This window comes from Kitasatospora sp. NPDC001309, assembly GCF_042896295.1.
In the GTDB taxonomy this organism is placed as follows: domain Bacteria; phylum Actinomycetota; class Actinomycetes; order Streptomycetales; family Streptomycetaceae; genus Kitasatospora.
This window is the reverse complement of sequence record NZ_JBIAXC010000107.1, coordinates 1-1846: the sequence shown is the minus strand read 5'-3', so window position 1 is coordinate 1846 and position 1846 is coordinate 1. Positions and strand designations below refer to the sequence as shown.

At 73.1% G+C, this 1846-nt stretch carries 3 protein-coding genes; 2 read left to right on the top strand and 1 reads right to left on the bottom strand.

What is annotated here, in order from left to right; translation table 11 throughout:
• Positions 1-116 precede the first annotated feature (116 nt).
• On the top strand, positions 117-362 hold the full coding sequence (locus ACFY2K_RS43455; protein ID WP_387718678.1) for a hypothetical protein: 246 nt from the start codon (positions 117-119) through the stop codon (positions 360-362).
• Positions 363-366: 4 nt separating this feature from the next.
• On the opposite strand, the gene ACFY2K_RS43450 is transcribed toward ACFY2K_RS43455, so the two are convergent.
• Complete coding sequence (locus ACFY2K_RS43450) at positions 367-1032, bottom strand: MarR family winged helix-turn-helix transcriptional regulator (protein ID WP_387718676.1); 666 nt, start codon at positions 1030-1032, stop codon at positions 367-369.
• A gap of 147 nt (positions 1033-1179) precedes the next feature.
• Between ACFY2K_RS43450 and ACFY2K_RS43445 the strand changes: the two genes are divergently transcribed.
• Positions 1180-1722: a carboxymuconolactone decarboxylase family protein gene (locus ACFY2K_RS43445; RefSeq protein WP_387718673.1), complete on the top strand. Its 543-nt coding sequence runs from the start codon at positions 1180-1182 to the stop codon at positions 1720-1722.
• The last annotated feature ends 124 nt before the right edge of the window (positions 1723-1846 follow it).

Below are 1846 nucleotides of genomic sequence, written 5' to 3'. Positions count from 1 at the left end.
GTACTGGACGTACTTGGGCGATTCGGGCGTGCGTCCAGGCGGGATGCCCGGCGTCGCGCGCCTGGCAAGATCCGCCGGACAGGCCCTAGCCGGAGCTCCTCCCGTTCCACGACATCGTGGCCGGAGCCGTCGGCCTCTCTCTTGCCCTACGCCCGGTCGCCCAGTCCCTCGGTGAACTCGCGCTGATGCTCGACCGCCCGCAGGAGGCCGCCGACCACTTCGCCCGTGCCGAGCGCGTCGCCCACCGATGGCACTCGCCGCACTGGGCCGACGCCGCCCGCGCCGACCTGGCCCAGGCCGGGTCACGGGTCCGTCGATCCGGCCTCGACGTCGAGCGGGCTGCGCTCACGGCCGGCGGGTAGGACGCTACGGCAGCCCTGGCCGGTGCTGCTGACCGGCCGATGGATCGGGAGTCACCGCCGGCTCGTGGTCCGGGCACTCCACGCGCAGTTCACCGTCGCCGAAGGCCGCGTCCACGAAGGCGCAGTGGTGGGGGTGTTCGGGGGTCTCGGGGTGGGCGAGTGGGCGGTAGAAGCGGCAGGTGACACAGGTGCGGGAGACCGGGATCGCACGCTGCTCCTGGAGGACCCGGATCATCGCGGTGGTGCCGCGCAGCATGGCGGCGACATCGTCGTCGTCCAGGGCGGCCAGGGCGACCGCGAGGGGTTCGGGGACGACCGCGAGCCGGGCGGCCTCGGCCTCGCCGGCCTCGGTGAGCAGCAGGGATGCCGCGCGGGAGTCGGCCGGGTCGCGGCGACGTTCGACCAGTTCCTTCGTGACCAGGGCCCGGACGGCGTCGCTGACGGTGGGCGCGGTGGAGGCGAGCGCGGTGACGATCTCGCCCTGGCGGCGCGGGCGGCGGTCCCCCGCGAGGAAGACCAGGATGTCGGCCTGAAGCGGTGTCAGCTTCGCGGGCCCGGCGTTGTGCCAGCTGCTCAGTCGCAGCGCCTGGCCCAGCCTGGTGAGCCCGGTCAGCAACTGTTCGCTCGGCGACAGTCCCGGGAGTCCGGCGACGCCCTCCACCTCCTCCACCCTTCTCCCTCCACGCTCCGGTCAGCCCGGTCGCCCGCTTCGGCCTTGTTGGCCTTGCCTCTTGCATTGTAGGCAGCGCCAACTATATTTGGCACTGCCAACATCAGTTGGCAGTGCCAACAACAACCCGTATCGGGAGTCTTCGCCATGCCTCGTCTCGCCGTCGTCAACCCCGACACCGCCACCCCCGCCGCCAAGGTGCTGCTCGACAAGGTCGAGCGCGCCCTCGGCGTGACGCCCAACATGATGCGGGCGATGGCCAGTTCGCCCGCCGTGCTGGACGCCTACCTCTCGTTCAGCGGCGCCCTCGCCAAGGGCGGCCTGACCGGCGCCCTGCGCGAGCAGATCGCCCTGGTCTCCGCCGCCGAGAACTCCTGCGAGTACTGCTACGCCGCCCACCACGTGCTCGGCGCCCGGGCCGGCGTCAGCGAGGCCGACCTGGCCGCCGGCGGACGTGCCGAGGCCGCCGACCCGAGGACCGCTGCCGCCCTGCGCTTCGCCCGCTCGGTGATCCGCACCAAGGGCTTCGTCTCCGACGCCGAGCTGGCCGAGGTACGCGAGGCCGGCTACTCGGACGGTGAGGTCGGCGAGATCATCGGCGCGGTGGCGCTGAACGTCTTCACCAACTACTTCAATTCGGTCGGCCACACCGAGGTCGACTTCCCGGCGAAGACCCTGCCGACCGTCTGACCCGCCCTCCCTCCTGCCGGGGGGGCGCCCCAGGGGGGGCGCCCCCGCCCCACCCCCACCCCCCCCCCCAGCCCGGCCCCCCCCAAAAGGGGGGGCGCGCCCCAGCAAGCCCCCCCCCGCAGTC

Bases quoted from the DNA above. Each gene is read 5' to 3' on its own strand.
- ACFY2K_RS43445 (WP_387718673.1), top strand. From the start codon at position 1,180: ATGCCTCGTCTCGCCGTCGTCAACCCCGACACCGCCACCCCCGCCGCC.